The 15157-nt window shown below is 42.0% G+C and carries 15 protein-coding genes; 8 read left to right on the top strand and 7 right to left on the bottom strand.

Annotated features, from left to right (window positions below; all coding sequences use genetic code 11):
* The first annotated feature begins 1 nt into the window (after position 1).
* The 6 genes from murC (at position 2) to lpxC (ending at position 6651) form a co-directional block, all read left to right on the top strand.
* Entirely contained in the window at positions 2-1438 is a 1437-nt protein-coding gene (murC, locus tag ACSSVW_RS06245; RefSeq protein WP_206770699.1) for a UDP-N-acetylmuramate--L-alanine ligase, read from the top strand.
* A complete protein-coding gene (locus tag ACSSVW_RS06240; RefSeq protein WP_074988827.1) occupies positions 1435-2355 on the top strand; it encodes a D-alanine--D-alanine ligase in 921 nt (306 codons plus the stop codon). The genes murC and ACSSVW_RS06240 overlap by 4 nt, the downstream gene beginning before the upstream one ends.
* Before the next feature lies 1 nt (position 2356).
* A complete protein-coding gene (locus tag ACSSVW_RS06235) occupies positions 2357-3136 on the top strand; it encodes a cell division protein FtsQ/DivIB (RefSeq protein ID WP_065978161.1) in 780 nt (259 codons plus the stop codon).
* A complete protein-coding gene (gene ftsA, locus ACSSVW_RS06230) occupies positions 3133-4365 on the top strand; it encodes a cell division protein FtsA (RefSeq protein ID WP_036971185.1) in 1233 nt (410 codons plus the stop codon). Before ACSSVW_RS06235 ends, ftsA begins: the two co-directional genes overlap by 4 nt.
* Positions 4366-4386: 21 nt before the next feature.
* The gene (gene ftsZ, locus ACSSVW_RS06225) at positions 4387-5637 is read left to right on the top strand and encodes a cell division protein FtsZ (RefSeq protein ID WP_036971183.1); all 1251 of its coding nucleotides are present in this window, start codon (positions 4387-4389) and stop codon (positions 5635-5637) included.
* Positions 5638-5739: 102 nt separating this feature from the next.
* The gene (lpxC, locus tag ACSSVW_RS06220) at positions 5740-6651 is read left to right on the top strand and encodes a UDP-3-O-acyl-N-acetylglucosamine deacetylase (protein ID WP_036971181.1); all 912 of its coding nucleotides are present in this window, start codon (positions 5740-5742) and stop codon (positions 6649-6651) included.
* 277 nt (positions 6652-6928) lie between these two features.
* Here the strand turns inward: lpxC and yjjG are convergent, their stop codons facing one another.
* From yjjG to ACSSVW_RS06205, 3 genes are read right to left on the bottom strand one after another with little or no spacing between them, the layout of a single operon-like run.
* Positions 6929-7603, bottom strand: a complete 675-nt coding sequence (gene yjjG / locus ACSSVW_RS06215) for a pyrimidine 5'-nucleotidase (RefSeq protein WP_036971178.1) — start codon at positions 7601-7603, stop codon at positions 6929-6931.
* A gap of 12 nt (positions 7604-7615) precedes the next feature.
* Positions 7616-8155 (bottom strand): inosine/xanthosine triphosphatase, encoded by a 540-nt coding sequence (gene yjjX / locus ACSSVW_RS06210; RefSeq protein ID WP_065978158.1) that lies wholly within the window; start codon positions 8153-8155, stop codon positions 7616-7618.
* Positions 8156-8204: 49 nt separating this feature from the next.
* Entirely contained in the window at positions 8205-9104 is a 900-nt protein-coding gene (locus tag ACSSVW_RS06205; RefSeq protein WP_036971173.1) for a phosphoribulokinase, read from the bottom strand.
* 168 nt (positions 9105-9272) lie between these two features.
* On the opposite strand from ACSSVW_RS06205, the gene ACSSVW_RS06200 reads away from it, so the two are divergent.
* Positions 9273-10142: a hypothetical protein gene (locus ACSSVW_RS06200; RefSeq protein ID WP_454179025.1), complete on the top strand. Its 870-nt coding sequence runs from the start codon at positions 9273-9275 to the stop codon at positions 10140-10142.
* 64 nt (positions 10143-10206) lie between these two features.
* Entirely contained in the window at positions 10207-10572 is a 366-nt protein-coding gene (locus ACSSVW_RS06195; RefSeq protein WP_065978156.1) for a hypothetical protein, read from the top strand.
* A gap of 150 nt (positions 10573-10722) precedes the next feature.
* Here the strand turns inward: ACSSVW_RS06195 and ACSSVW_RS06190 are convergent, their stop codons facing one another.
* From ACSSVW_RS06190 to ACSSVW_RS06175, 4 genes are all read right to left on the bottom strand, one after another.
* Entirely contained in the window at positions 10723-13293 is a 2571-nt protein-coding gene (locus tag ACSSVW_RS06190; protein ID WP_454179024.1) for a M1 family aminopeptidase, read from the bottom strand.
* A 112-nt stretch (positions 13294-13405) separates the two neighbouring features.
* Positions 13406-14083 (bottom strand): site-specific integrase, encoded by a 678-nt coding sequence (locus ACSSVW_RS06185; protein WP_065978154.1) that lies wholly within the window; start codon positions 14081-14083, stop codon positions 13406-13408.
* A gap of 105 nt (positions 14084-14188) precedes the next feature.
* Positions 14189-14539: a DUF2750 domain-containing protein gene (locus ACSSVW_RS06180; protein ID WP_036971160.1), complete on the bottom strand. Its 351-nt coding sequence runs from the start codon at positions 14537-14539 to the stop codon at positions 14189-14191.
* Between the two features lie 17 nt (positions 14540-14556).
* Entirely contained in the window at positions 14557-15135 is a 579-nt protein-coding gene (locus tag ACSSVW_RS06175) for a glutathione S-transferase family protein (protein WP_230237408.1), read from the bottom strand.
* Positions 15136-15157: the final 22 nt, after the last annotated feature.

Below are 15157 nucleotides of genomic sequence, written 5' to 3'. Positions count from 1 at the left end.
GATGAAAGAAAACAGCACTCGTCCTGCGATGCGTCGAATTGACACCATCCACTTTATTGGTATTGGTGGCGCAGGGATGGGTGGCATTGCCGAAGTACTTGCTTTTGAAGGCTACCGTATTACCGGCTCAGATATCGCACACAGTGCCATGACAGAACGCTTGATTCATGTCGGCGCAGAAGTGTTTATCGGGCATGATGAAAATAATGTCAAAGATGCCAGCGTGGTCGTGGTATCAAGTGCGATTAACGATCAAAATCCAGAAATTAAAGCAGCAAAAGCGGCGCGTATTCCGATTGTTCGCCGCGCAGAGATGCTTGCAGAATTAATGCGCTTTCGTCATGGCATTGCCGTGGCAGGAACACATGGTAAAACCACGACAACAAGTTTAATTGCGAGCATTTATGCACAAGCAGGGCTTGATCCCACTTTTATTATTGGCGGCCTGCTAAACAGTGCGGGTAGTAATGCAAAGGTTGGGAAAAGTGATTTTTTAATTGCCGAAGCCGATGAGAGTGATGCGTCGTTTTTACACTTACAGCCGATGGTGTCGGTGATCACGAATATCGAAGAAGATCATATGGATACCTATGGTGGCAGTTTTGAGAAAATGAAAGACACCTATGTCGACTTTATTCATAACTTGCCATTTTACGGTTTAGCGGTTGTTTGCATAGATTCTGAGGTGGCTGCAGAGCTTATTCCTCGTTTTGGTCGCCCAGTGATCACCTACGGTGAATCGGCCGATGCTGATTACCGCATGGTTGATTTTAGCCAGACAGCCAATACCTGTTCATTCAATGTAGTGAATAAACACGGTGAAAGCTTAGCTGTTAGCTTGAATATGCCAGGCAAGCACAATGCATTAAATGCAACCGCTGCGATTGCGGTGGCAAAAGATCAAAATATTGCAAATAATGCAATTTTAGAAGCGCTGGTAAAATTTGAAGGTGTAGGCCGTCGTTTTCAACATTACGGCACATTTGAAAATGAACGCGGTAATGTGATGTTAGTCGATGATTATGGGCATCACCCATCTGAAGTGGCCGCAACCATTGCTGCTGTACGTGAAGGCTGGCCAGATAAACGGTTAGTCATGGTGTACCAACCGCATCGTTATAGCCGTACTCGAGATTTATACGAAGATTTCGTTAAAGTACTTGCCGATGTCGATCAGTTATTACTGCTTGATGTTTATGCTGCAGGTGAAGAGCCCATAGTCGGTGCCGACAGTAAGAGTTTATGTCGTAGTTTACGCCAACGCGGCAAAGAGCCATTGCATGTAGCAAGCAGTGCAGAGCTTGCAGGTGTGCTTGCTGATGTAATGCAAGATAATGATTTAGTTTTAACGCAAGGCGCTGGTAACATAGGCCAATTAGTGAAAAAGTTAGCAGCAAGCAACTTGTCTATTGAACAACTTAAGCAGGTAAATGTATGAGCCAGACAAGCGACAAATTTGGCAAAGTAGCAGTTCTTTTTGGCGGTACATCAGCTGAACGAGAAGTCTCGCTTAAATCGGGCCAAGCCGTATTGAACGCATTGCAGAGTGTTGGCGTTGATGCCATCGCATTTGATCCTAAAGAACAGCCTCTTTGGCAATTAAAAGAGCGCAATATTGAACGAGTATTTATCGCACTTCATGGCAGAGGCGGTGAAGATGGTACGATTCAAGGTGCGCTTGAATTTATGGGACTTCCTTATACTGGCAGTGATGTATTGGGTTCTGCATTGGCTATGGATAAAGTGCGTTGTAAGCATTTATTTAAAGCAATGGGCTTAAGCACAGCACCTTACACCGTTGTCGATAGCCGCCATGAGTTTGATAGCCAAGCAATCATAAATGAATTTGGTAAGGTGATGGTTAAGCCATCGCACGAAGGGTCAAGCATTGGTATGGCTGAAGCGCATACGGCTGAGCAGTTAGATGCCGCTTTAAATGCGGCCTTTAAATTTGACAGCCAAGTACTCGTAGAGCAATGGATTACGGGTCGTGAATTTACCGTCGCTGTTTTAGGTCAAGATGTTCAGCCTGTTATTGAAATGACAACACCGAATGGTTTTTACGACTATCAGGCTAAGTATCAATCAAATACCACGCAGTACCATTGCCCTGCAGATTTATCTCAGCAAGAAACACAATTATTGCAAGATATGGCTCTTAAAGCCTTTGATTTAGTTGGCGCGAGTGGCTGGGGGCGTGTTGATGCAATGCGTGATGAACAGGGGAATTTTTACTTATTAGAAGTGAATACAGTCCCAGGCATGACCGAAAAGTCGTTGGTGCCAATGGCGGCTAAAGCCAATGGTGCAAGTTTTGAACAATTAGTTGTTCGCATTCTGGAGCAAACACTTTAATATGCATCCTTTTTTGAAGAAAGCGCAACAGTTAAAACAGCAACTTAATTGGTCGCTGATTTTTGGTGTGAGCTTTTTTCTGGTGGTCATTTTTTCTTTGGTGAAGATTACTACTGGGGTGTCTGATTGGTTGGTTGAAAACAAAGATGCGCAAATTAAGCATTTATCAGTGCTTGGACAGCCTCAATACACTGATGAAAAAGCAATTATTAGTGCGATAAAAAAAGCCGACTTATCGAGTTTTTTTGAATTGGATGTCAAACATGTGCAACGCTTGGTACAAAGTCTGCCATGGGTCGCAACGGCATCGGTAAGAAAACAGTGGCCAGATACCTTACAAGTGTATGTGGTTGAGCACCAAGCGGTAGCCCATTGGAACAGTGATTTACTCTTGAATCAATCAGGGGAAGTGTTCCAAGCAAGTAGTGATAAATTACCTGATACGCTACCGCAGCTATATGGCCCTGAAGGCAGTGAAATAGAAGCTTGGACGGCTTTTCGTCAGTTTCAAGCAATGCTAAGGGTGAATGATTTAGAGCTGACAAGTTTAGCGCTCTCTGAGCGTTTTTCGTGGCAGTTATGGCTTGATAACGGCATACGCCTGAATTTAGGCCGCAAAGAAAAAGCGAAGCGTGTACAACGTTTTATTGACGTTTATCCGCGCATGGAACAACGTGCAGATGCACAAATTGATGTTGTTGATTTACGGTACGATACCGGTCTTGCAGTGAGCTGGAAGCCACTTCAAGAAGAACAATTAGAAAATAAGAGTAAGGCATGACTAAGTCAGCAGAAAGAAACCTAGTGATTGGATTAGACGTTGGCACCTCAAAAGTAGTGGCCACCGTTGGTGAAATCACCGCAGATAATAAGCTCAGTATTGTGGGGGTAGGCAGCCAGGTATCGCATGGTATGGATAAAGGCGGCGTAAACGACCTTAACCTTGTTTCTGAATCGATTCGTCGTGCTATTGACGAAGCAGAACTGATGGCCGATTGCCGCATTAGTTCAGTGTACTTAGGTATTTCTGGTAAGCATATTCAGTGTCAGAATGAAAGCGGTGTGGTTGCTATTAACAACACCGAGGTGACAGATGAAGACATTGAAAATGTGATTCATATTGCGCGTTCAGTGCCAATTTCGGCAGAGCGCAAAATGCTGCATGCATTACCGCAAGAATACAGCATTGATATGCAAGAAGGCATTAAAAACCCATTGGGTATGAGTGGCGTGAGAATGGAAGCGCGAGCCCACATTATTACTTGCTCAAACGACATGGCAAAAAATATTGAAAAATGTGTAGAGCGATGTGGTCTTGAAGTGGACCAACTTATCTTTACTGCATTAGCGTCATGTTATTCCGTACTGACTGATGATGAAAAAGAGTTAGGGGTAGCGGTGCTGGATATTGGTGGCGGTACAATGGATATCACCATTTATATTAATGGTGCGCTTCGTCACTCAGCCGTTATTCCTGTTGCGGGTAATCAAGTAACGGGTGATATTGCAAAAATATTTAGAACACCTATATCACATGCAGAGTCACTCAAAGTACAATATGCCTGTGCAAGCAGCCAAATGGCGAGCAACGAAGACACGATTGAAGTGCCAAGTGTGGGTGGGCGACCTGCGCGTATTATGTCTCGTCATACCTTATCTGAGGTTGTTGAGCCGCGTTTTAGAGAATTATTTGAGCTGGCTATGGAAGAAATACGCCGCTCAGGTTTAGAAGACCAAATTGCTGCGGGTCTCGTCATCACTGGCGGAACAGCAAAAATGACAGGGGCAATGGAAGTGGCAGAAGACATTTTCCAAATGCCAGTCAGAATTGGCAAACCAATCGGGATTGTTGGTTTGACAGATTATGTGGATGATCCTTCGTACGCGACCGCGGTTGGTTTGTTACAATACGGCCGTACTATGCAATCGATGAATGCACAAAAATCGAAAGCTGAAGGTGATAATAATTGGTGGAACCGTATTACGAAGTGGTTCCAAGGTGAGTTTTAAAGCTCAAGTCGGAGAGTAAAGATGTTTGATATGATGGAACAGCACAGCGAAGAAGCTGTCATTAAAGTAATTGGTGTGGGCGGCGGCGGCGGTAACGCTGTTGAACACATGGTAAAACAACAAATTGAAGGTGTACGTTTTATTGCGGCAAATACGGATGCACAAGCATTACGTAATTCATCTGCCGATGTAACCGTGCAACTAGGCACACAGATCACCTCTGGTTTAGGTGCGGGTGCAAACCCTGAAGTAGGCCGTAATTCAGCAGAAGAAGACGCTGAAACTATCCGTGCTAGCCTTGAAGGCGCTGATATGGTCTTTATCGCAGCCGGTATGGGTGGCGGTACAGGTACAGGGGCTGCGCCTGTGGTTGCAAAAATTGCAAAAGAGTTAGGGATCTTAACGGTTGCAGTGGTTACTCGTCCGTTTGATTTTGAAGGTAAAAAGCGTGCTGCAGCGGCTGAACAAGGCATTAATGAATTGTCAGAAATTGTAGACTCTCTTATTACAATTCCGAACAATAAATTGCTTAAAGTTTTAGGCAAAGGGACTACACTATTAGATGCCTTCGCAAAAGCAAATGACGTGTTATTTGGTGCTGTTCAAGGCATTGCAGAATTAATCACACGCTCAGGTCTAATCAACGTGGATTTCGCCGACGTACGTACTGTAATGTCAGCGATGGGAACTGCGATGATGGGCACAGCGTCAGCATCTGGCCCAGACCGTGCACAAGAAGCAGCAGAAGCCGCTATTTCAAGTCCATTACTTGAAGATGTTGATTTAACAGGTGCTAAAGGCATTCTTGTTAATATCACTGCGGGCATGGATATTGCGATTGAAGAATTTGAAATTGTGGGTAACCACGTTAAAGCATTAGCGTCTGAAAACGCAACCGTGGTTGTTGGTGCGGTAATTGACCCAGAAATGAGCGACGAGTTACGTGTAACTGTTGTTGCAACAGGTTTAGGGGGTGATCGTCGTCCACAGTTTGGCATCGTTGATAATGGCTTTAAGAAAGCATCAGGCTCTGATGTACAAAGCTCAATGAACCAAACGACTAGCAGCATGTATGTACCAAGCTTTGCAAGTCAAGGCAGCAGTGATGATGTGAGCATGTCAGCTACATCTGAAAAGCAAGAGCCTGTAAAGCAAAGCACAACAAGCAGCTCTGTCTCGTCAAAGACAGCTGAGAGCAATAAAAAGTCTGATAAATCAGAGGGTGGCGATTATTTTGACATCCCCGCTTTTTTAAGAAAGCAAGCTGACTAAGACTTTTTACTGATAATTTGTTCGATAAATAAACAAATTTGGCAGCTGGATGTATTTATGATACAATCCGCCGTCTAACTGTAACTATAAGTGAGCGAACCTATGATTAAACAGCGTACGATTGCAGAAGTAGTCAAAGCCATAGGAATTGGACTTCATAAAGGTGAGAAGGTCACTATTACTCTCCGACCTGCGAGCGCAAATACTGGGATAGTATTTCGTCGTGTGGACCTTGATCCGGTTGTTGATTTTGAAACAACACCTGAAGCCGTTGGTGATACGCAATTGTGTACCTGTTTAACAAACAAAGATGGCGTTCGCTTATCAACGACTGAGCACCTAATTGCTGCGGTAGCGGCAATGGGTATTGATAATCTAATTGTTGAATTAGACAGCTCAGAAGTGCCTATTATGGATGGTAGTGCATTACCATTCATTTACTTGTTACAAAAAGGCGGCATTAAAGAAGTAAATGCAGCTAAGCGCTTTATTCGTATTAAAGAAAAAGTACGTATTGAAGAAGGTGATAAATGGGCTGAGATCGAACCATACGATGGTTTTCACATCGATTTCGAGATCGCATTTGATCATCCTGCTATCAATGAAAGTCGCCAACGTATTGGTTTAGATATTACGGCACAAAGCTTCACTGAAGAAATCAGCCGTGCGCGTACTTTTGGCTTTATGAAAGACATTGAATATATGCATGCAAACAACCTAGCCTTAGGTGGTAGCATGGATAACGCAGTTGTTTTGGATGAATTTAAAGTATTGAATCCAAACGGCTTACGTTACAGCGATGAGTTTGTTAAACACAAAATCTTAGACTGTGTGGGCGACATGTTTATGACGGGCCATAACATTCTAGGTAAAATCACGGCTTATAAGTCAGGCCATGATTTAAACAATAAGTTACTTCGTAAAATTATGGCGACTGAGTCAGCATGGGAATGGGCAACATTCGATACGCCAGTGACGATGCCAGCACCAGGCCTAGAAGTAGCAACAGCTTAATCGCACGCATATTACAGTTATAAAAAATGACGCTTTAAAGCGTCATTTTTTTTGCTTTACGATAAGCATAACGTGTATTACCAATCCGCAAAAATACTTATACCATTCCGCAAAAATACTTAATCATTTTGAGTGATTAAACCAGTCGCTACCTGCGTTAAAAATTTCTGATTTAGAACAACTAAATAACTAAATTTTTGCCTTGTTATCAACGCGGTTTTATTGCCTCAAAATAGATCACTAAATTAAGCGGAATGGTATTAATCATTTTGAGTTGCTATAAACCAAGAATAGCTTCCAGTTCATATAACTGATTTATTTGGTAGGTGGGTGTAATCCCTTCAGGTAACTCAACGCCAGGGTGCTGAAGCCAGCAGGTATCAATGCCAACATTATGGCCACCGAGAATGTCACTGGCTGCGGTGTCACCCACCATTAAAATCTGTTCTTTCGGTGGATTACCCATTAACTGAAAAGTGTGTTGAAAAATCTCGGGTGCGGGTTTGGCTTTACCCACTAGCTCAGAAATCACCAGCCAATCAAACATGTCTTGCAGTCCTGTATGCTCTAGGCGCTTTTGCTGAAGTTTGGCAAAACCATTGGTAATGATACCCAATCTTGCGTGAGGCTTTAGCTTATTGAGTAGCTCAACGGCACCGGGCAATGGCACACAAATAGATGCCATCGCTTCTAAAAAGGCATCATTAAGCGTTTGAGCGGGCACATTGAGTTTGTTTGCCCATTCGGTAAAACGGGTTATCTGTAGCTCATTGGCAGTAATTTCATGCTTTTGATAGGCAACCCATAGTGGTTTATTGGTTAATTGATAGTCATGATAATCTGTCTCTGTAAAGTCTACGCCGTAATTGGCGAACATTACTTTAAGACCTGCAAATGCGTTAAAACTAAACAGGGTTTCATCGGCATCAAATAAAACATGTGTATACTTCATGATATTCCAAGTTTATTGGTTATAAAGTGTAGGGTGTAAAAACGGTGCCATAGCCAATGTAAGCGCTTGTATATAGGTGCTTTCGCGTGTTGCATTGTGATTGGTTAATAAGCCAATTGCACCACCTTGCTGTTTGATATTGACGGTATTGAAAGCTTCATCCATCACATCGCCCAACTCTTTACCCGCAAGTAATGCCTTGAAGAAAGGAGGGGGTAAAGGTAAGTTGCTGCTGCGACCGACACTGAATTGTTCGCTATTGGCAATAACGACGAATGCAAACGTTGCTGCGCCGTAACTAAATTGCTCTGCGCCACCTTCCATTGCTGTGTAGAAATCGGCTTCGTAATGCGCTTGGCAGTATTTTACGCGATTTTCTGCCCCTATGCGGGTTTCATCTTCACCTAAAGGTTGGTCGGGGACGCCAGACGGTGCGTGAACACCTTGGCACTGAATGGTGTGCTCAGGAAAGTAAAGGCTAAAAATATGTTTAGCAGCATTCACTTTTACAGGATTTTTAGATCCCACTATTACATTTAATGTCGTTTTCAAGCTGACTACTCCATCATTCCAGGCTGAGTCAGCAGTGTACCCGAGTCATTTAAATCGGCAAGTCAACGGGGGCTAAATTTTCAAGGGCACGTTTTTTTAGAATAATATCTTTAATGAGTGGTGTTAGTACCAGCTCCATGGCTAAGCCCATTTTTCCTCCAGGCACCACTAGCGTATTGATACGTGACATAAAGCTGCCTTCTATCATGCGTAAGTAATAGGGGAAGTCTACATCTTCAATACCTCTAAAGCGAATAACCACAAAGCTTTCATCAAGCGAGGGAATATCTTTTGCACTAAATGGGTTTGAAGTGTCTACAGTCGGTACGCGCTGGAAATTGATGTGAGTACGAGAAAACTGAGGGGTGATTTGGTTTATATAGTCATCCATACTACGAATAATAGACCCCATTACCGCTTCACGCGTGTGGCCTCGCTCTGAGGTGTCGCGGATTAGTTTTTGGATCCACTCAAGGTTGATAATTGGCACCATACCAATCAATAAATCAACATGCTTCGCGACATCGTGATCTTGGTCTACAGCACCGCCGTGTAAGCCTTCATAAAAGAGTATATCTGTATTCGATTCTAAGTCTTGCCACGGTGTAAAAGTCCCCGGTAGCTGATTATAAGGAACGGCTTCATCAAAGGTATGTAAGTAACGTCTGATTTTACCTTGGCCTGTTTCGCCGTATTGATAAAACAGTTGCTCAAGCGCACCAAAGTCATTCGCTTCACGACCAAAATAACTGATATGTTTACCTTCTTGCTGTGCTTCTCGCACTTTTTTATCCATTTCTGGTCGTGTATAACGATGAAAGCTATCGCCTTCAATAAAGGCCGCATCTATATTTAAGCTTCTAAAAATATGCTTAATGGCATTGGTGGTGGTGGTGGTGCCAGCGCCAGATGAGCCGGTAATTGCGATGATAGGATGTTTAGCTGACATAGTTGTTCTCGTTATTTGTTAAGCCGTGCAGTGTTACTTTTACCAATCAGAAAAACTGATAAAAAACGAACACGTCCTAGTTATAAAGGTCGAGCATAGTAAGGTCAAGTGACTGCCTGATTAAATAACGCTATCATGAGCCAATAAAAATTAAAACGAGAGAACATAATGAGATTACTTACCTCTTTCCTTTTTGGCGCATTTGGAACGTTTTTAAGCAGCCAAGCGGACGCAGCTATGCCTAAAAGCGAAGTGTTACTGGCTGATCTTGAGACCCCTTATGGTATGAAGGTAACAAGAATTACGGATAATAAAAGTTACAATAACCAACCGTTCTTAATTGATGAGGGGCTTTATTACACGCATGAGGTGCTTGGCGATGATGGACAATCGCAAACAGATTTATATTTCTATAATTTTACAACTCAGCAAGCAACAAATTTAACGTACTCTGCTGTTAGCGAATATTCACCCACATTAATGCCTAACAAGCAGGCGTTATCAGCCATCGTTGTGGAAGAAGATGGTAAGCAAAAGCTCTGGCAATATCCGTTGCAGGGTGAACAATCTGCTGCGCGTATCTTCGAGTGGATTGAGCCTGTAGGTTATCATGCATGGGGCGCTGACAATGACCTTGTTATGTTTATTTTGGGCGAACCACATACCTTACAATATACCACGGTTGCAGCTGCTAAACCGAAGGTCGTTGCGAATGCCATTGGCCGAACCTTACTTTTTGATGCGCAAACGAATAGCTACTTATTTAGCTACCACAAAGATAAGCAACATTGGCTGGCGCGTTTTACACCCCAATTTGAGCAAGTAACAGATATTTTACGTCTACCGGCACAATTACAAGATTTCACCTTGTTGGATGAGCAGACGGTTATTTATGCGATTAATAATCGCGTTTATAAGCGAGATTTAATGAATCCAGAGCCGGTTTCTCAATGGTTAGATTTAACGTCTTATTGTGAAACCAAGATAACACGTTTGAGTTACCATAATAAGAAACTTGCCTTTGTTTGTGATAAATAAGTAACGCTTTTTAAGGGATTACTGTAATGTGGCTACTACTTCTCGTTTTAAAATAGGCGCGCATTTGTCTTTCTCTGCAGAACAACTTACTGAACAACTGATAAAACTTGGCTGTCGTAGTAACTTTAAAATAAAAAATATTAATGAGTTTATGCCCGCTAATTCCAAAGAAGCATTTTATGTGCATGAACAAAGCGGGCAGGCTAAATTAGTCATTAGGCCTGTTTTTGAGGTGTTTAGTGACGACTTTGAAGCATTGGACGGCATCTCTCGCATTAAAGATTATTTTCATAGCAGTGAAATGACACGTTTTCCTACACGTATTTATAAAAGTGCCCAGCCTATTCATTATGGGCTCGCATTTAAAGTTACTTCAGTGTTAGCGGCAGAACAGTTTATTAAGCAATTTAATAAAATTTTAGCGCAATAATTTTAGCGCAATAATAGTGTCGCTATTTTAATGAATGCAGTTGGTTAATTGCATTATAAGTTAATGATAGACACGGCTATAAGTGCGGACTCGTTAAGAGTTATGGTAATAAAAAAGGGTCACAATGTGACCCTTTTTCACATTGTGCTGTTAACGTTTAAGAAAACTATTCACCGAGGCCAGCTCGCGCTTTTTAAGCGAAAGGCAGTCATTGACGCTTTCTTCAAGCTTGCTGAGTGAGCGCTCATACCCTGGTACTTCAGAGATTTTATCAGTGAAGAAGGTTTTTGTTGTGGCTAAGCTTTGAGCATCACAACTTGCCGTTGTGAAAAACGGTAAGTTAGGTACAAAAAATGGCGGTAAGTTTTTAGTGATGGCATCGTAGTTGTTATAAATCCAATCAATGAACAACGCTTGGCGTTCTTTACCATAACTTAGACCCCCTAATAAAGTACGCATATCTGAGGCCGTTACTTCATCAGTTAGGCTGTACTCAAGGACTGCTTTTTGTAGCTCTGGTTTACCAAAATAACCCATTGCAGCAAGCATTTTTGTGCGTACTTGCGGATCTTTTGTGGTTTTGAACGTTTCTTTGTACTTCGCGAGTAGTTTTTCATCACCATGATAAGCTGCAAGGTTTAAGTAGGTTGATGCTAAATATGGGTCAACATTTTCAGGATTGTTTAAGTAAAGTGCGGCTTGTGCTTTAGCCGTATCAATGACTTTGCGATCTTCACCATCAAAACCTAGTCGGCTGATCACTTGTGCTCGTAGCTGAGATACTGCAGCATCTTCACCAGCTTTGGCTGTTAAGCCATATTGCTTCGCGGCAGGAGCAATGCTCTTACGGATAAACTTAGGCCATAAGTCGCGGTTGCTATCATCTTCAAAAACACGTTTTTGCGAAGCTAAGTAACCCAATGCTGTATTCGCTACAAGTGGGTGTGCATCGCTCACAAATGTTTCTAGGGTTTGCATTAAGCGGGCAGCAGAAATAACACCGGCATCAAGTAAAGAGTCAGCGGCAGAAAGGAGTGCCAAACGCTCACGGACTGTTAATTTGTCAGCTGCGTTATCTAGCAGGGCATTAAACTGCGCATCGTCTAGTAACCAACGGTAATAGCCCATAGCTCCTTGATCTGGGTAAATCCACTCAGGTTCAAAATCAAGTGTTAGCTGTTGTGTTTTTTTGTTTAGCAGCAAGTTAGCTGTTTTTACTTTATCACCTGCACCATATTTTATAGCAACAGGCACGTTCCACAGTTGAGCAGGGGCTTCAACACCTGCATTCACAAAACGGCTCTGGCTGATGGTAATTTTCTTACCGTCTTGGGTTACTTTGATAAGTGGAAAAGAAGATTGCTCAATAAATGACTTTAATACACTCGCCACATCTTTATTTGAAGCTTCACCTAATGCTTGCCACAGGTCAGCTGCTTCAGCATTTTTATACGAGAATTTTTTCAAGTAGGCTTGAATACCTTGCTGAAAAGCATCTTCGCCTATCCAGTTTTCAACCATAGACAGTACCGCGCTCCCTTTACTGTAAGCAAGGCCAAGGCCATCCATGATATCAGCTTCGGTTTTAATCGGTTTACGAATGGGTTTCGTGCTTAAGCGTGCATCTAACGCCATCACATAGTTTTGCGGTAAATTTAAGTGAGATTCAAATTCAGGGTTAATTTGTGCCGTAATTTTTGCCGCCATCCAGCTTGCAAACGCTTCATTTAGCCATAAATCATTCCACCATTTCATGGTAACAAGGTTACCGTACCATTGGTGTGCAAGTTCGTGTGCAATGATTGATACATTACGTTCTTTTTTGCTACGAGTCGCGGTCGCTAGGTCAACTAATAGAATGTCTTCACGATAAGTTACAAGACCAGCATTTTCCATTGCACCGAATGGAAACTCAGGCACTGCAACAGAGTCTAATTTTTTATAAACGTAAGGGATACCAAAGTAATCTTCCAGTGCTTTGAGAACGCGAGGCATATTTTCTTTGGCGTAATCCGCAAGATGAATCTTACCTTGTGGCGTTAATACTCTGCCAGGAATTGGCATGCCTTTAATTTCTAGCTCTTCAAAAGGACCGACCGCCATTGCTACAAGATAAGAGGGAATAGGAGGCGTTTTATCAAAATAGTGTGTTGTCATATCGCCATTGACCGTGGTTTTTAATACCGGCGTGTTGGCATACACTTTTTGTGTTGTCGGTGCAGTAATCGTTAACTGAAATGGAATTTTATAACTCGGTTCGTCAAAAACAGGGAAGGCACGGCGTGCATCACTCATTTCAAATTGAGTAAATAAATAGGGAGTACCTTGATCAAGCGTTTTATATAAGCCCACACTTTGGCGGTTATAAGGCGCAGTAAAATCAACCATTAGCGTATACTTTCCAGGTTGGATTTTTTCATCACACGAAAATTTTACTTTGCCTGTTTTCAGCATGTCTGCACTTAGATCACAATTTTCGTCACCTAGAATTTTTGCCATACTGACCGCGTAATCAATACCGTTTAATTCAATATAGTTCGTTGCTTTGAGTACTTCGATGGCAATTTCAGTGTGGCCAGAAAAAGTGTCTTTAGCAGGATCAAGTGTCAGCTCTACCTGTTGTGAGCTAGGTTTTGCTAGTTTTTCTATTACATATTCATTGGCATGGGCTGAGCTAACCGCAAGTGCAACACTCACAGTTAATAGGCTTTTTAAGAACATAAGTATCCCTGATTTTTTGTTGTTAGAAAGGCACCGACTTTGAGTGCTGTTTTCCATGCTATCAGGTTTTAAATTGAACAGTAATAATTAGTTAGTAACAAAGTTTGTCAATTTAATGATGGCGTTCAATGAAGCGTTGCCAGTGCAACTGTGGATTAATTTGCCTCACATTTTGTAGAATGCCGTTAAGCAACGACATATCGTTAAATAAAGAGCCTGAAAACTCTTTAAAGCCCATTAAATAGTTAAACGCATCTTTACTGTTAGCTTGTATTGCATGAATACGCACTTGTTGTTCAAAGTTGAGTCTTAAACTGCTGATAGCCGTTTTCATCCCTTGTTGATCAACATTGGGAATGGCACATTTTTGTAGATAACCAGCTCGTTCACCTTCACCAGAAAACCAAATACGGACTTTTTCACTGTAACGTCCTGACTTAGAAGGTAAATCAAACATTAAGCGGGTATGCCCTTGTGCTTTTAAAAAGTCTAGGTATGGGTCAAGTCCTGCTGCGAATAAGGCATCATGAATCGGCACAAAGCGTGACTTTATCTTGCCGTGGGTATGAAAGTGAAAGCAACGCACATCTGACAATGTGACAATATCATCAAGGGTGAGATGGCCAATTTCATCACTGTAAGCGCCAGTATAATAAGCAAAAAGAGGAAGCCAAAAATGCCAGTGTTTTGCTTGTTCACGGGGCAAAAGCTGATCACTAAAGATGTAACCAGTATACAGGGTATGTAACTCCATGGCCGAAAAGGGCCTACGACCGAGATGGGACTTCAACCTAATACCTTGATAATAAAGATGTCTTGAAGAGTATACCTGAGAAATGTAAAGTTTCCAGCAAATGGCACTCTGTAACCACAGTACCATTTGCTGTCAATATAGTTAGTCGCAAAGGGCCTTAGCAAGACCTACAGGCTCTATTTCGACGCATACTTGGTCGTCGTTCCAATTTAGACCAACGAGCGCATCATCCTCGTTTAAGTCTTCAACCCACTCATCTAAAAATTCGTCTAAACCAATTTCTACCGGTGTATAGTCATTCCACTCGTCTTTACATTGTGCTTTTGCAGCGTCTTCTGTGCCCCATAGCAACAACACATCGGTGTCGCTAAATTGGTTTGATTCACACACAACAAAACCACCATCTTCGGCACCAAGTGCCCACATAGACTCGTTTAAACGTACTTTTTCAACAAAGTTAACTAATTCTGATTCTATTTCGATATCGCTCATTTGCTTAACCCTTATCATTAATTTCGTGGATCTGTGTGTTTTACAGCTGCTTTTGCTGAGAATTGTTGATAAAAGTCCGCTAAATTCTCGAGTTGACTCCAATCAGTTAATTCACGAAAGCAAATCCAATCTAGCAAGCAGTATAAACTGATGTTGAGGTATTCACAGCTTTTAAATGCAGGCTCAGATAAATGACTATTTAAATAGCGCAATGTTTCAGCAATTCGTTCATTTTGTAAATTAAAGAACAATTTATCGTCTTTTGTATCAAATCCTGAGCGCTGGCACAGTAGCATTTCAACGAGCGAATCATTGCAGGCGTTAATAATGGTTAAAAGGTTTTCTTGCTGCCAGCTCAATAAAGGTTGATCTGATTTTTCTAATAAGTAGCGAATAATTGAGTTTGAATCGCATACACTAAAACCATTATCAATTAATACCGGAACTTTTCGAGCGGGATTGTGTGCAATCATAGTGTGTCTATCTTGCTGTGAAAAAATATCTAAATTAATAAACTCAAGCGCAATATCATTGTTCAGTGCCCACATTCGTATCCGGCGGACATACGGTGAAGTTGTTGAACCAAGCAGTTTCATAGATTAGTTTCCTATCAAAAAA

It is taken from the genome of Pseudoalteromonas sp. MBR-15, assembly GCF_053628915.1.
The sequence above is the reverse complement of the archived record's forward strand: the minus strand, read 5'-3'. Positions and strand labels throughout refer to the sequence as shown.

Bases quoted from the DNA above. Each gene is read 5' to 3' on its own strand.
- murC (WP_206770699.1), top strand. From the start codon at position 2: ATGAAAGAAAACAGCACTCGTCCTGCGATGCGTCGAATTGACACCATC.
- ACSSVW_RS06240 (WP_074988827.1), top strand. From the start codon at position 1,435: ATGAGCCAGACAAGCGACAAATTTGGCAAAGTAGCAGTTCTTTTTGGC.
- ACSSVW_RS06235 (WP_065978161.1), top strand. From the start codon at position 2,357: ATGCATCCTTTTTTGAAGAAAGCGCAACAGTTAAAACAGCAACTTAAT.
- ftsA (WP_036971185.1), top strand. From the start codon at position 3,133: ATGACTAAGTCAGCAGAAAGAAACCTAGTGATTGGATTAGACGTTGGC.
- ftsZ (WP_036971183.1), top strand. From the start codon at position 4,387: ATGTTTGATATGATGGAACAGCACAGCGAAGAAGCTGTCATTAAAGTA.
- lpxC (WP_036971181.1), top strand. From the start codon at position 5,740: ATGATTAAACAGCGTACGATTGCAGAAGTAGTCAAAGCCATAGGAATT.
- yjjG (WP_036971178.1), bottom strand. From the start codon at position 7,603: ATGAAGTATACACATGTTTTATTTGATGCCGATGAAACCCTGTTTAGT.
- ACSSVW_RS06205 (WP_036971173.1), bottom strand. From the start codon at position 9,104: ATGTCAGCTAAACATCCTATCATCGCAATTACCGGCTCATCTGGCGCT.
- ACSSVW_RS06200 (WP_454179025.1), top strand. From the start codon at position 9,273: ATGAGATTACTTACCTCTTTCCTTTTTGGCGCATTTGGAACGTTTTTA.
- ACSSVW_RS06190 (WP_454179024.1), bottom strand. From the start codon at position 13,293: ATGTTCTTAAAAAGCCTATTAACTGTGAGTGTTGCACTTGCGGTTAGC.
- ACSSVW_RS06180 (WP_036971160.1), bottom strand. From the start codon at position 14,539: ATGAGCGATATCGAAATAGAATCAGAATTAGTTAACTTTGTTGAAAAA.
- ACSSVW_RS06175 (WP_230237408.1), bottom strand. From the start codon at position 15,135: ATGAAACTGCTTGGTTCAACAACTTCACCGTATGTCCGCCGGATACGA.